This window comes from Janthinobacterium sp. SUN033 (genome assembly GCF_030397595.1).
GTDB classification, from domain to species: Bacteria; Pseudomonadota; Gammaproteobacteria; order Burkholderiales; family Burkholderiaceae_D; genus Janthinobacterium; species Janthinobacterium kumbetense.
The window spans coordinates 132091-145696 of sequence record NZ_JAPQNV010000007.1 but is presented as its reverse complement, the minus strand read 5'-3'; the positions used below and the strand labels follow the sequence as shown (position 1 = coordinate 145696).

At 62.3% G+C, this 13606-nt stretch carries 12 protein-coding genes; 5 read left to right on the top strand and 7 right to left on the bottom strand.

The genetic code is table 11. From position 1 onward, the window contains the following. Nucleotides 1–2: 2 nt before the first annotated feature. Entirely contained in the window at nt 3–527 is a 525-nt protein-coding gene (locus OX460_RS26205; RefSeq protein ID WP_289900419.1) for a GNAT family N-acetyltransferase, read from the bottom strand. Then, nucleotides 524–796 carry a hypothetical protein gene (locus tag OX460_RS26200; RefSeq protein WP_289900418.1) on the bottom strand — a complete coding sequence of 91 codons (273 nt, stop codon included), beginning with the start codon at nt 794–796 and terminating at the stop codon, nt 524–526. The genes OX460_RS26205 and OX460_RS26200 overlap by 4 nt, the downstream gene beginning before the upstream one ends. Before the next feature lie 114 nt (nt 797–910). Here OX460_RS26200 and OX460_RS26195 point away from each other — a divergent pair, with 114 nt between their 5' ends. Next, entirely contained in the window at nt 911–3220 is a 2310-nt protein-coding gene (locus tag OX460_RS26195) for a UvrD-helicase domain-containing protein (protein WP_099665494.1), read from the top strand. Nucleotides 3221–3285: 65 nt separating this feature from the next. Here the strand turns inward: OX460_RS26195 and OX460_RS26190 are convergent, their stop codons facing one another. The 3 genes from OX460_RS26190 to OX460_RS26180 form a co-directional block, all read right to left on the bottom strand. Next, the gene (locus OX460_RS26190) at nt 3286–4077 is read right to left on the bottom strand and encodes a BPSS1780 family membrane protein (RefSeq protein ID WP_034784808.1); all 792 of its coding nucleotides are present in this window, start codon (nt 4075–4077) and stop codon (nt 3286–3288) included. Nucleotides 4078–4079: 2 nt separating this feature from the next. Continuing rightward, nucleotides 4080–5036, bottom strand: coding sequence for a homoserine kinase (locus OX460_RS26185; protein WP_289900417.1), 957 nt, complete (start codon nt 5034–5036; stop codon nt 4080–4082). 83 nt (nt 5037–5119) lie between these two features. Continuing rightward, entirely contained in the window at nt 5120–5515 is a 396-nt protein-coding gene (locus OX460_RS26180; RefSeq protein WP_070278239.1) for a hypothetical protein, read from the bottom strand. A 304-nt stretch (nt 5516–5819) separates the two neighbouring features. On the opposite strand from OX460_RS26180, the gene polA reads away from it, so the two are divergent. Together polA and OX460_RS26170 are read left to right on the top strand one after the other, a co-directional pair. Further along, nucleotides 5820–8579, top strand: coding sequence for a DNA polymerase I (gene polA / locus OX460_RS26175; RefSeq protein WP_289900416.1), 2760 nt, complete (start codon nt 5820–5822; stop codon nt 8577–8579). Nucleotides 8580–8755: 176 nt separating this feature from the next. Further along, on the top strand, nt 8756–9640 hold the full coding sequence (locus OX460_RS26170; RefSeq protein ID WP_099665491.1) for a dienelactone hydrolase family protein: 885 nt from the start codon (nt 8756–8758) through the stop codon (nt 9638–9640). 134 nt (nt 9641–9774) lie between these two features. Here the strand turns inward: OX460_RS26170 and OX460_RS26165 are convergent, their stop codons facing one another. Beyond that, nucleotides 9775–9975, bottom strand: coding sequence for a hypothetical protein (locus tag OX460_RS26165; RefSeq protein ID WP_175539385.1), 201 nt, complete (start codon nt 9973–9975; stop codon nt 9775–9777). On the opposite strand from OX460_RS26165, the gene OX460_RS26160 reads away from it, so the two are divergent. After that, nucleotides 9887–10645, top strand: a complete 759-nt coding sequence (locus OX460_RS26160; protein WP_099665490.1) for a ZIP family metal transporter — start codon at nt 9887–9889, stop codon at nt 10643–10645. The genes OX460_RS26165 and OX460_RS26160 overlap by 89 nt on opposite strands. Nucleotides 10646–10921: 276 nt before the next feature. Next, the gene (locus OX460_RS26155; RefSeq protein ID WP_289900415.1) at nt 10922–12673 is read left to right on the top strand and encodes an ATP-binding cassette domain-containing protein; all 1752 of its coding nucleotides are present in this window, start codon (nt 10922–10924) and stop codon (nt 12671–12673) included. Nucleotides 12674–12715: 42 nt separating this feature from the next. On the opposite strand, the gene OX460_RS26150 is transcribed toward OX460_RS26155, so the two are convergent. Beyond that, the gene (locus OX460_RS26150; protein ID WP_289900470.1) at nt 12716–13567 is read right to left on the bottom strand and encodes a sulfurtransferase; all 852 of its coding nucleotides are present in this window, start codon (nt 13565–13567) and stop codon (nt 12716–12718) included. Between the last annotated feature and the right edge of the window lie 39 nt (nt 13568–13606).

Here is a 13606-nt window from a genome sequence, read left to right as displayed (position 1 = left end):
AATTAGCAGGCCAGTGGCTTGCGCATCAGGCAGCGCAGCGCCGGATCGTGTCCGTCCTGCGCTTCGTGCGCCAGCTTGAGCGCGTGGCCTGCGCCCAGCGCCGCAGCCCCGATTTCGCTGAAACCATGGCGCGCATAGTAGGGTGCGTTCCATGGCAGGTGGCGATACGTGCTGAGCGTCAGGCAGGCGCAGCCCAGCGCCCGGGCATGGGCCGCTGCCGCGTCGAGCAAGCGGGCGCCCACGCCCTGCCGTTGATGCGGCAGGGCAACGGACAATTCCACGATGAACAGTTGCCCGTCGAGCGGTTCGGCGGCCAGGAAGCCTGCTGGCGCGGCGTGCCCATCGGCGGCCACCCATACGCCGCCCTCGCGCTGCAGCGCCTGTAAGGTGCTCAATGGTAAGGGTTCTCCCTGCGCCAACCACGCCAGTCCGGGGCCGGCCTGCGCAAACAGGGCCGCGGCGCTGCGCTCGACCTGGGCCAGCAGGGGCAGGTCGGCGCTGCTGGCTGCGCGGATGGCGTAGCTCACGGCGAATGCCACAAGGCGGCCACGGCGCGGTATTGCGCCGGCAACTGCCTGGCGTCGTCCTCGCTGGCATATGCGTCATCCTGCACCGTGTCCCAGCGCGCGTCGCAGCTGAAACGGTAGACTTGCGCTTCGTCCCCGTAGCGGCACACGGCCAGGCCGTGGATGGCGATGGGGGCGGCGCCATCTTCAGCGGCGACATGGCCGAAAGGCAAGTCGGACCAGGCCCAGGCCAGTACGCGGGCGCCGTCGAGGTGGCAGGGAGGTGTCATGGGCATGTTTTTATCAGCTGTGCAGTGATGCCGATTGTAGCGCGCACGCGGCGAATCCGGCGCGACCGCTGGACAAATGCACAGTATTTTTAGCCATGCCGGTATAATCACGGCATGCAAAATCTTCTTCACAACCTTAATCCCGAACAATTGGCTGCCGTCACCTTGCCGGCGCAGCATGCGTTGATCCTGGCGGGCGCCGGTTCGGGCAAGACCCGCGTGCTGACCACCCGCATCGCGTGGCTGATCCAGACCCAGCAGGTATCGCCGCCCGGCATCCTGGCCGTGACGTTTACCAACAAAGCCGCCAAGGAAATGCTCACGCGCCTGTCGGCCATGCTGCCGATCAACACGCGCGGCATGTGGATCGGCACCTTTCACGGCCTGTGCAACCGCTTGCTGCGCACGCACTACCGCGACGCGGCCTTGCCGCAGACCTTCCAGATCCTCGATTCCCAGGATCAATTGTCCGTGATCAAGCGTTTGTTGAAGGCAAACAATATCGATGATGAAAAATTCCCGCCGAAGACGGTGATGTATTTCATCAACAACGCCAAGGACCAGGGCTTGCGCGCCACGGACGTGGAAGCGTACGACGCGCACGAGCGCAAGATGGTCGAGCTGTACCAGCTGTACGACGACCAGTGCCAGCGCGAAGGCGTCGTCGATTTTGCCGAATTGCTGCTGCGCACGTATGAATTGCTCAGCCGCAACCAGCCCTTGCGCGAGCACTACCAGGCGCGCTTCCGCCATATTTTGGTGGACGAGTTCCAGGATACGAATAACCTGCAATACAACTGGCTCAAATTGCTGGCCGGCCACGGCAGCCGCGATGGCGGCGCCCTGTTTGCCGTCGGCGACGATGACCAGAGCATCTATGCGTTCCGCGGTGCCAACGTGGGCAACATGAGTGCCTTCGAGCACGAGTTCCAGGTGAAGAACTTGATCAAGCTGGAGCAGAACTACCGCTCGCACGGCCACATCCTCGACAGCGCCAACGTATTGATCGCGAACAATAGCAAGCGCCTGGGCAAGAATCTGCGCACGGACGCGGGCCATGGCGAGCAGGTGCGCGTGTACGAAGCCAGTTCCGACTTGCAGGAAGCGCAATGGATCATCGAAGAGGCGAAAAGCCTGATCGCCGATGGCGCCTCGCGCAGTGAGATCGCGATTTTGTACCGCTCGAACGCGCAGTCGCGCGTGATCGAACACGCGCTGTTCTCGGCCGCCATTCCCTACCACGTGTACGGCGGCCAGCGCTATTTCCAGCGCGCCGAGGTCAAGCACGCAATTGCCTATTTGCAATTGATGGACAATCCGCACAACGATTCGGCCTTCTTGCGCGTGGTCAATTTCCCCACGCGGGGCATCGGCATGCGCTCGATCGAGCAATTGCAGGCCGCGTCGGAACAGTACGGCATCTCGCTGTATGCGGCGGTGCCGTATGTGGCCGGCAAGGCGGGCAGCGTGCTGGCCGGCTTCGTCAAGCTGATCGAAGGCGTGCGTTTCGAAACGCAGCAATTGTCGCTGCCGGAAATGGTCAGAGTGGTGCTGGAAGCGAGTACCTTGCTGCAACATTATCAGAATGAAAAGGAAGGCGCCGACCGCATCGAGAACTTGGAGCAGATGGTCAGCGCGGCCAGCCAGTTCATTTCCGAAGAAGGTTTTGGCCAGGGCGCGCCCGCGCATTTGGGGCCAGCCGCCCAGGCGCAGTCGGGCGCGCCCGTCGTGAACCAGGATGGCATCGAAATCCTGGACGCGGACGCGCCGCTGCCGGCCGTGATGTCGCCGCTCTCCGCCTTCCTGTCGCACGCGTCGCTGGAAGCGGGCGACAACCAGGCGCAGGCGGGCCAGGATGCGCTGCAGATGATGACGGTGCACTCGGCCAAGGGCCTGGAATTCGACAACGTGTTCATTACCGGCCTGGAAGAGGGCTTGTTCCCGCACGAAAGCAGCTCGAAGGAAGACAACGGCGTGGAAGAGGAACGCCGGCTGATGTACGTGGCCATCACGCGCGCGCGCAAACGCTTATATATGAGCTTTTCGCAGACGCGCATGCTGCACGGCCAGACGCGCTACAACATGAAGTCGCGCTTCTTCGACGAATTGCCGGAAGAATCGCTGAAATGGCTGTCGCCGAAGGTGCAGGCGAACTGGTTCGGCAACCGCAAGTCGGCCTGGGACGAGGCGCCGAAGCTGGCCAGCCTGGGTTCGGACAATGCGATTGCGCAAAAGATCGCGCAAAAGGCCACGGGCGGCGGCTGGCGCATCGGCGAATCCGTGGCGCACGCCAAGTTTGGCGAGGGCGTGATCGTCAATATCGAAGGCGGCGGCGGCAATGCGCGCGCGCAAATCAACTTCGGCCAGCACGGCATGAAGGTGCTCGACCTGGGCATCGCCAAATTGGAACGCCTGGGCCGCTAGTTTGCTGAGTAGCAATAAAAAAGGGCAGCCTGCGCAGGCTGCCCTTTTTTCATGCGGCGTGAAAATCAGTCGTTCGGCTTGTCCAGCGACACCGTCTTGCTTTCATCGACGGGCAAGCCGAAGATCTGGCGGTAGGCGGCGTAGAACGAGCAATGCATGATGATGGTCAAGATCATCGACAGCGGCATCATCAGTTGCATCATCAGCGGCGTGCGGCCAAAGATGACGGCCAGCAACTGGCTGGTGACGACGCTGATGGCGAACCAGGTGGCGGCGAAGACGATGAAGGCCGACAGCGAACGCCAGACGGCGAAAAAGCTGAAGAACAGCGCCTTGCCCAGCCCGGTTTGTTTCCAGTAGATCAGCGGTGCGGCAAAGCAGAAGGCCATGGCGGCCGGCACGTACAGCACGATGGCCAGCAGGATGCCGAGGCCCAGGCGCGATTCGGGGATGGCGGTACGCGCCGCTTCTTCCGTCAATTGCCCCGTGACCAGTTGCCACAGCAAGCCGTCGTCCACCAAAGTCGAGGCGCCGATGGCCACGATGGCCATCAGGATGTACAGCACGCCCAGGCCGAACAGGGAAGGAAAGGCCGGCTTGCGGAAGCCCGAGATCAACAGGCTGGGCAAGACGCGCTTGCCCTGGTCGATGTTCAGGCAGCCTTGCACGAAGGCGACGGAAAAGACGGGGACGAGGATGACGGGCAGCATCTGGCCGAGCACGGGCACGATGCTGACGGCCAGCATGCAGAACATATAGCCGAGAAACAGCATCGACATGCCGCCAGGTTGCTTGCGAAACAGGGCGAAGCCTTGTTTCACCCATTGCCAACCTGTACTTGCAGGTAATTTTTCCATGTTTAAAACAGTTCCGGAGCAGGTGTGGCGATACGTTCGCGCAGAATGCGTTCGAAATGCGTGGGATCGTGCGGGGTCAGCATTTCCGCTTCGCGCGGCTGGTAATAATCGTACAGGCGCGACAGCCAGAAGCGCAGCGCGGCGGCGCGCAGCATCGGTTGCCATGCCGTCTGTTCTTCATCCGTAAACGGACGCACGGCCCGGTAGGCGTCGAGCAGGGCGCGCACGCGCACCGTGTCGAGCACGCCCGTGGCCAGGTCCACGCACCAGTCGTTGACGGTGACGGCCACGTCGAACAGCCAGGTGTCGCAGCCGGCAAAGTAAAAGTCGAAAAAGCCCGTCAGTTGTTCGCCGTCAAACATGACGTTGTTGCGGAACAAGTCGGCATGCACGGGACCGCGCGGGATGGCTTTATACGTATCGCAGGCAGCAAAGGCGTCCTGGAAGTGGATTTCCGCGCGCAGCAAATGCGCCCTGGCATCGTCGAGGTGGTGCAGGACGAGGGGCGTGGTGGTGTTCCACCAGTCCAGGCCACGCAGATTCGGCTGTTGCAGAGGGAAATCCTGCGCCGCCAGGTGCATCTTCGCCAGCATGGTGCCCACGGCCGCGCAATGCACGGCTTGCGGCGCCATCTGCGAGCTGCCGTCGAGTTTGCTGACGATGGCGGCCGGCTTGCCTTGCAAGGCCGTCACCAGTTCGCCGTCCGCATTGGCGATCGGCGCCGGCACCAGTACGCCCCGGTCCGCCAAATGGCGCATCAGTTGCAGATAAAACGGCAATTGTTCGAAGCTGAGGTTTTCAAAGATCGTCAGCACATACTCGCCGCGCTCCGTGCTCAGGAAGAAATTGCTGTTCTCGATGCCGGACGCGATGCCCTTGAGCGCCAGAGGTTTGCCGAGTGGAAATTGCGTGATCCACTGGCCGATATCGTCCAGGTGTAGCGCGGTAAAAACTGCCATGGGAAAGAGAGGAATGGTCTAAAAGGTCAAAAAAAGCCGGCTGCCCCGCAGGTGGCCGGGGCAGGGCAGAAGAGAGTGGCTGCTTACTTCGCTGGTGCGGGCGGCGCTGGCGCGTCCGCGGCCTCTTCGTCGCGTTGTTTCTGTTTCTTCTTGCCCAGATCAAATTCCAGTACTTTCCATTGCGGGCCGCGCAGGGCGCCGCTGTGGGCCTGGTCGCCGCCGGCGGCCGGCTTCATGTAATAGGTGCTGCCGCCGCTCGTCACTTTCACTTCGGACGTCACGCCCGCTTCGCGTTTTTCGGTAATCTGCTGCTTGGCCGCGGCCGGCGCCACGGTGATGGGCGCTTCGCCCATTTCCTCGATGCGTTCCAGTTGTGGCGGCGCGTCGCTCGGTTTGGCCGGCGTCTGGGCGCTGGCGATGGCCGAACATGCCAGCAGGGGCAGGGCGAGGAATGTCCAGAGTGTCGATGTACGCATCATGATGGGTTCGCTTCCATGTGAGGGACTGCAGCGCGTGCAGTAGTGTAATGCCGTCAATTTATCTATAAGGCATTGTAACAAACTGGTAGGCAATGCTGTTTAATACGGCTGATTAATGTGCCGAAATGGCCGGCAGTGGCGGCCCGCGCGCCCGCACGGGGCCGCCAGGGTGGCAAAAACGCCGGAAACGGCAGGCGTTGCGGCCGGTGGCGCGGCCCTAAACTCTGCGATAATTGGGCGATATTCCGCCCGCCCGCCGCTGTTTCTTCCCGGCTGGCGCGGCTCACCTTATTTTATTGGCATTATGCAAAACACCCTGCTGTTAGTCGACGGTTCCAGTTACCTCTATCGTGCCTTCCATGCGCTGCCCGACCTGCGCAGCCCGGACGGCTATCCCACGGGCGCCATGCACGGCATGGTCAACATGCTGCGCCGCCTGCGCGCCGACTACCCGGCCGCCTATATCGCCTGCGTCTTCGATGCCAAAGGCAAAACTTTCCGTGATGACATGTATCCGGAATACAAGGCCACGCGCGCCTCGATGCCGGACGACCTGCGCCTGCAGATCGAACCGATCCACGAAGCCGTGCGCGCCATGGGCTGGCCGATATTGATGGTCGACGGCGTGGAAGCGGACGACGTGATCGGCACTCTGGCCGTGCAGGCGGCCGCCGCCGGCATGGACGTGGTGGTGTCGACGGGCGACAAGGATCTGGCGCAGCTGGTCAACAGCCAGGTGACCCTGATCAATACCATGAGCAATGAAAAGCTCGATGAAGCGGCCGTGCTGGTCAAGTTCGGCGTGCCGCCGAACCGCATCATCGATTATCTGTCGCTGATCGGCGATACGGTCGACAACGTGCCGGGCGTCTCGAAGTGCGGCCCGAAGACGGCCGTCAAATGGCTGACCTTGTACGACAGCCTGGAAGGCGTGATGGAAAACGCGGCCAAGGTGGGCGGCGCCGTGGGCGAAAACCTGCGCACGGCCCTGCCATGGCTGCCGCAGGCGCGCGCCTTGATCACCGTCAAGACCGATTGCGACTTGTCCGAACACATGACGACCATCGCCGACTCGCTGGTGGCGAAACACGAAGACAAGGAAGCGCTGCTGGCCTTCTTCCAGCGCTACGGCTTCAAGGCCCTGCTGCGCGAACTGGGCGCCACGCCGCCGCCGATGTCGCCCGTTGGCGCACCGGCAACTGGCGGCGCTGCGGCCAACACGACGGGCGACATGTTTGCCGATGCCGCTCCGGCCGTGGAAGCCGTGTATGAAACCGTGCTGACGGACGAGCAGCTGGACAAATGGATCGCCCTGATCGATGCGGCGGCTTTGACGGCCGTCGATACGGAAACCACGTCGCTGGAACCGATGACGGCGCAAATGGTCGGCATTTCCCTCTCCGTGGCAGAGCACGCCGCCTGCTACATCCCGCTGGCCCACGATTACGCGGGCGCGCCGGAACAGTTGACGCGCGAACACGTGCTGGCGAAGCTGCGTCCATGGCTGGAAGATGCGAACAAGCCCAAGCTGGGCCAGAACCTCAAGTATGACAGCCACATCTTCGCCAACCACGGCGTGACGTTGCGCGGCATCGCCCACGATACCTTGCTCGAATCGTATGTGTTCGAATCGCACAAGAAGCACGACATGGACAGCCTGGCCCTGCGCCACCTGAATTACACGACGATCCCGTTCGAGGACGTGTGCGGCAAGGGCGCCAAGCAGATCACGTTCAACCAGGTGGAAGTGGAGCAGGCGGCGAAATACGCGGCCGAGGATGCGGACGTCACCTTGCGCTTGCACAATGCCATGTGGGGCAATGTGGCGAATGATGAGAAGCTGACCTTCATCTATGAAAAGATCGAGATGCCGACGGCCGTGGTCTTGCAAAAGATCGAGCGCAACGGCGTGCTGATCGATGACGAGCTGCTCAACATCCAGTCGGCCGAGCTGGCCGTCAAGATTCTCGAACTGGAAAAGAAGGCGTATGAGCTGGCCGAGCAGCCATTCAACCTGGGTTCGCCCAAGCAGATCGGTGAAATTTTCTTTGAAAAATTGAAACTGCCGGTGGTCAAGAAGACGCCAACGGGCGCGCCGTCGACGGATGAAGAAGTGCTGCAAAAGCTGGCCGAGGATTATCCGCTGCCCAAAGTGCTGCTCGAATACCGGGGCATGGCCAAGCTGAAGTCGACCTACACGGACAAATTGCCGAAGATGATCAACGTCACGACGGGGCGCGTGCACACGAACTATGCACAAGCCGTGGCCGTGACGGGCCGCCTGGCGTCGAACGACCCGAACTTGCAGAATATTCCCATCCGCAGCGCGGAAGGGCGCCGCATCCGCGAAGCCTTTATTGCGCCGCCCGGCAGCCACATCGTTTCGGCCGACTATTCGCAGATCGAATTGCGCATCATGGCGCACATCTCGGGCGATGAAGCCATGTTGCGCGCGTTTGCCGACGGCATCGACATTCACCGCGCCACGGCTGCCGAAATCTTTGGCGTGCCGGCCGCGGAAGTGCAGAGCGAACAGCGCCGCTACGCCAAGGTCATCAACTTTGGTTTGATCTACGGCATGAGCGCATTCGGCCTGGCCGGTAACCTGGGTGTGGACCGCACGGCCGCGCAAAGCTATATCGACCGCTACTTTGCCCGTTTTTCCGGCGTGAAACAGTACATGGAAGACACGCGCCAGCAAGCGAAGGCGCGCGGCTACGTGGAAACCGTGTTCGGCCGTCGTTTGTGGCTGCCGGAAATCAATTCGCCGAACGGCCCGCGCCGTCAGGGCGCGGAACGGGCGGCGATCAACGCGCCCATGCAGGGCACGGCCGCCGACTTGATCAAGCTGGCCATGATCGCCGTGCAAGGCTGGCTGGAAACGGACGGCTTGCAAACGAAGATGATCATGCAGGTGCACGATGAACTGGTGCTGGAAGTGCCGGACGCCGAGCTGGAACTGGTCAAGCGCAAGCTGCCGGAACTGATGGCGGGCGTGGCCGCGCTGAAAGTGCCGCTGACGGCCGAAGTGGGCGTAGGACGCAATTGGGACGAAGCGCACTAGGACACCAGACCAAATCTACTGCGCGGCGCAATTTCCGGCCTGCGATGCTCACTGCCTCGGCGGCCCCGTGCCTGGCACAGTTGCGCTTCTCGGCCAGAACTCGGGGCCGCTCGCTACGATTTTGTCTGGGTCCAGAGATTTGACTTCACTTAACGCAACATTTTCAGGAGAAACGCATGAGCGACATGATCACCGATTGTGAAAGTTTGCTGGGCCAGAGCAGCTTGTCCGGGCCGGATGGCCGGCGTGGTTTCCTGAAGGTGGCGCTGGGCACGGGTTTTGCCGTGGCCGTGCTGCCCGTGGCGGCGCAAAACGTCGTCAAGACGGATTCTGCCGGACTCGTCACTGGCAGCATGTCGGTGATGGTCGATGGCCAGGCCGTGCCCGTGTATGCGGCCCAGCCGGAAGGCAAGACGGGTTTGCCCGTGGTATTGGTCATTTCGGAAATCTTTGGCGTGCATGAACATATCGCCGACATGGCGCGCCGCTTCGCCAAGCAGGGCTATCTGGCGCTGGCGCCCGACCTGTTCGTGCGCCAGGGCGATGCCACCAAGGTGGCCAGCATTGCCGATTTAATGAAAGGCATCATCGCCAAGACGCCGGACGCGCAGGTGATGGCGGACCTCGATGCTGTTGTTGCATGGGCGAAACAGAATGGCGGCGACACGAGCCGTTTGGGCATCACGGGCTTTTGCTGGGGCGGGCGCATCACGTGGCTGTACGCGGCGCACAATCCGGCCGTCAAGGCGGGCGTAGCCTGGTATGGCCGCCTCGTCGGCGAACCGACTGCCTTGCAGCCGAGCAACCCCATCGATATCGCCGCCAGCCTGAAAGTCCCCGTGCTGGGCTTGTATGGCGGCAAGGATACGGGCATCAGCCAGGAATCGATCGGCAAGATGAAGGATGCGCTGGCCAAGGGCGGCAACCAATCCGAGTTTGTCGTGTATCCCGATGCGGGCCACGCCTTCAACGCCGATTACCGTCCCAGCTATGTGGCGGCCGATGCAAAAGACGGTTATGCGCGTTGCCTGGCCTGGTTCAAAAAGCATGGCGTGGCGTAATGCTGCAACAGAAAAATACCGCATTTCCCAGAAATTGACGCGAAAGCCGCACCGGGCTGTAAAATGCCCGGTGCGCGCCAATGCAGTACAATTGCATCTTCATCGCGCGACGCTGCCGCCAGACGCGCAAAAAATTAAACAATAGATAACAACGCATTCATCAGGCCAGACGCCAGCATCGCGGGCGCCAGTGACCCGGCGCCATTTTGAGGTAAGAAAATCATCGATCCCGTCCTTATATCCATTTTGCTCGCGACCACGATCGCGGGCGTGTTCAGCATTACCGCGGCGGCGATCTTTTCGTTTGCATTCCTTTCCAAAGTGGTCGAGCGCATGGTCAGCTTGTCCGTCGGCATCATGTTGTCGACGTCCCTGCTGCACGCCTTGCCCGAAGCGTTCGAATCGCAGGCGGACCCGCGCAGCCTGTTCGCCACCCTGCTGGCGGGCTTGCTGGCCTTTTTCATGTTGGAAAAATTCGCGATTTTGCGCCATTCGCACCACCACGAAGGCGACGGCCACCACCATGCGCACGGCCACGACAAGCACGAAGCGGGCAAGTCCGGCTGGATGATTTTAGTGGGCGACGGCATGCACAACTTTACGGACGGCATCTTGATCGCGGCCGCCTTCCTGGCCGACCCGAAGCTGGGCCTGGTGACGGGCCTGGCCATCATCGCGCATGAAATTCCGCAGGAAATCGGCGACTTCATCGTGCTGCTCAACGCGGGTTTCTCGCGCCTGCGCGCCTACATCTTCAATCTGCTGTGCAGCCTGATGGCGGTGGCGGGCGGCTTGCTCGGCTATTTCACCCTGGACCGCGCCAGCAATCTGATTCCTTACGTGCTCGTGTTCGCCTCGTCCGGCTTCATCTACATCGCCTTGAGCGACCTGATGCCGCAGATGCAGCGCCGCGCCACCTTGCGCGAAACCATCCCGCAAGTGCTGCTGATCGCGCTGGGCGTGTGCATCGTGCTGTTTTTGACGCATAAGCGCCACGGCGGTTGATGTCCGGCACTGCCGGCGCAGTGCTACCTATGCTATATTGCCTTTCTGACTAACTTGCACAGAAAGGAGGAAAATATCATGGAAGAAAACTTGTTGCTCGCCGTATGGCGCGCACGCTCTTTAAGCGCATTTGCCAGCTCTTGCCCACGTTCTATCGCGCTGCGATAACCTGGCCAGAGCAAAGTCACCCTCCCAGACGAGTCCTTTCCTGGTACTCCGTTGTCGTTAGCGCTCCTGTTAACGCGGATGCTTGCATCCCGAACAAAGACAAGAGCCATGACTACCCTGATCTCGACACAAGCTTTACAACTGGATACCCACGACGGTTTCCTCTTCCATGAACTCGCCTTTACCTTGCGCCAGGGCGACCGCATCGGCCTGATCGGCCACAATGGCTGCGGCAAATCCACCTTGCTGGGATTGCTCAGCGGCACCCGCGAAGCGACATCCGGTACCATCCATTATTCCCGTGCCTGCCGCTTGCAGCACGTGGAGCAGCACTTGCCGCCGGAACTTGCCAAGCTGAGCCTGTACGACGCCTTGCTGGCGCCTGTGCTGGAACAGCCGGAACTGCATTGGCGGGTCGACAGCCTGCTGGCCGAACTGGGTTTTGATGTTGATACGGCGCAAGTGCCCGTGCATTCCCTGTCCGGCGGCCAGCACACGCGATTGCTGCTGGGGCGTGCCCTGCTGCAGGAACCGAACGTGCTGCTGCTCGATGAGCCGAGCAATCACCTGGACTTGCCGTCGCTGCTGTGGCTGGAGCAATTCCTGCTGGCCTGGCGCGGCGCCTTCATCCTCGTCTCGCACGACCAGCGATTGCTCGACAACGTGGCCACGCGCAGCTGGATCTTGCGCGACAGCCGGCTCTACGATTTCGACTTGGCGTGCGGCCCCGCGCTGGCGGCGCTGGCGGCGCTGGCCGAGGCGGACGTGGCCGCCGCCGCCCGGCATGCGGCCGAACAGAAGGAAATCGACCGCCTGTCTGCCAGCAGCGCCCGCCTGGCCCTGTGGGGCCGCACCTATGACAATGAAGACCTGGCGCGCAAGGCCAAGACCATGCAGCGGCGCATCGACAAGTTGAAGGATGAGCAATCGTTCGTCAGCGATGGCGCGCCGTGGCGCTTGAGTCTGCGTGGCAAGGCGCTGGCGGCTGACCAGCTGCTGGCGCTGGACGGCCTGGACGTGCGCGCCGTGCCCGCGTCTCCCGTGCTGTTCCAGGTCGGCCAGCTGTGGCTGAAACCGGGCGACCGTATCGCCTTGCTGGGCGCCAACGGCAGCGGCAAGTCGTCGCTGCTGCGCCTGTGCTGGCAAGCGATCCAGGCACAGGAGGAACGTGCGGACTTGCGCTACCACAAGGCGGCCAACATCGGCTATTACGACCAGTCGCTCAAGCAACTGGCCGATACGGCCGACCTGTCCGACGCCCTGTACCCGTTCGCCGTGCAAAACGAGGCTGCGCGCAGCCAGGTGGCGCGCAAGCAGGCGCTGATAGCGGCCGGTTTTCCGTATGCGCGCCATGGCCAGACGGTGGCGACCCTGAGCGGCGGCGAGCGGGCGCGGCTGCTGTTCCTGGGCCTCTCCTTGGCCAGCTATCATTTATTGCTGCTCGACGAGCCGAGCAATCACCTGGACATGCAGGGCAAGGGGGAGCTGGGGCAAGCGCTGCGCGGCTTTGCGGGCGGCTGCCTGCTGGTGTCGCACGACCGCGACCTGATCGAGACGGCGTGCAACCGCTACTGGGTGGTGGCCGACGGCGGGCTGGAAGAGTGGCCCGACGCGGCCAGCGCGTATGCACGGCTGAGTCTTGAGGATGGGCAAGCGCCGGCGTCCGCGCCGCGCGTGGAAACGGCTGCGCTTGCGCCAGCGCAAACCGACGTCGACGTCCAGCTGGAACGCTTGTGCGAACTGGAGCAATTGCTGGCGGAAGACCTGGCGAGAAAACCGCGCCACCAGAAGCCGGCCAGCCAGCAGGCGTGGCAGGCGGAACTGGAGCAGTTGAGTCAAGCACTGGGGATAACGTCGTAGTTACCCACAGCGCATAAAAAAGCGGACCGAGGTCCGCTTTTTTTAGTTACCCGTCGCCACGGGCCGCGCCGGATCGGCGCACCATTCGCTCCACGAGCCCGGATACAGTGCTGCGCCAGGCAAGCCGGCCACTTCCAGGGCCAGCAAGTTGTGGCAAGCCGTCACGCCGGAGCCGCATTGCAGGATGGCCGCTTGCGGTGCATCAAACAATGCGCTGAAATCGCGCCGTAGTTCCTCTGCGCCTTTGAAACGGCCATCCGCTTGTAAATTATCCTTGAAGAAACGGTTTTTCGCGCCGGGGATGTGGCTGCCCACGGGATCGATGGTTTCATTTTCGCCGCGATAACGGTCGGGGGCGCGCGCGTCGATGACCGTCAAGGCCCGGGTTTCCAGGTTGGCGATGACGTCTTGCACGGTCACGGTGCGCGTCAGGCTGGCTTTTTCCGTCAGCTTGCCGGCAGGGCGGGGCGCCACGGGCGTGACCAGCGGCAAGCCCTGTGCCTGCCAGGCGGCCAGGCCGCCGTCGAGCACGGCCACGGCTGGATGGCCGACCCAGCGCAGCAGCCACCACAAACGGGCGGCGAACATGCCGCCTTGCCCGTCATAGGCGACCACTTGCGTGTCGTCATTGATGCCCCAGCCGCGCAGGGTGGCCAGCAAGGTATTGCGGTCAGGCAAGGGATGGCGGCCCGTGAAGGCGGGGCCGCGCGCCGTCTTGGGGCCGGACAGGGCCGTGTCGATATCGGCGAACTGGGCGTTCTGGATGTGGCCGGCGGCAAACGCGTCGCTGCCGGCCGTCGGGTTGAGCAAGTCGTGGCGGCAATCGAGGATGACCCAGTTGCTGTCATTCACGTGGCTGGACAAATCATTGCTGTTGATCAAGGTCGTATACAAGGTCATGACTCCTTACACTTCGCTGGCGATGGGATCCGT

Bases quoted from the DNA above. Each gene is read 5' to 3' on its own strand.
- OX460_RS26200 (WP_289900418.1), bottom strand. From the start codon at position 796: ATGACACCTCCCTGCCACCTCGACGGCGCCCGCGTACTGGCCTGGGCC.
- OX460_RS26195 (WP_099665494.1), top strand. From the start codon at position 911: ATGCAAAATCTTCTTCACAACCTTAATCCCGAACAATTGGCTGCCGTC.
- OX460_RS26190 (WP_034784808.1), bottom strand. From the start codon at position 4,077: ATGGAAAAATTACCTGCAAGTACAGGTTGGCAATGGGTGAAACAAGGC.
- OX460_RS26185 (WP_289900417.1), bottom strand. From the start codon at position 5,036: ATGGCAGTTTTTACCGCGCTACACCTGGACGATATCGGCCAGTGGATC.
- OX460_RS26180 (WP_070278239.1), bottom strand. From the start codon at position 5,515: ATGATGCGTACATCGACACTCTGGACATTCCTCGCCCTGCCCCTGCTG.
- polA (WP_289900416.1), top strand. From the start codon at position 5,820: ATGCAAAACACCCTGCTGTTAGTCGACGGTTCCAGTTACCTCTATCGT.
- OX460_RS26170 (WP_099665491.1), top strand. From the start codon at position 8,756: ATGAGCGACATGATCACCGATTGTGAAAGTTTGCTGGGCCAGAGCAGC.
- OX460_RS26165 (WP_175539385.1), bottom strand. From the start codon at position 9,975: ATGCGCTCGACCACTTTGGAAAGGAATGCAAACGAAAAGATCGCCGCC.
- OX460_RS26155 (WP_289900415.1), top strand. From the start codon at position 10,922: ATGACTACCCTGATCTCGACACAAGCTTTACAACTGGATACCCACGAC.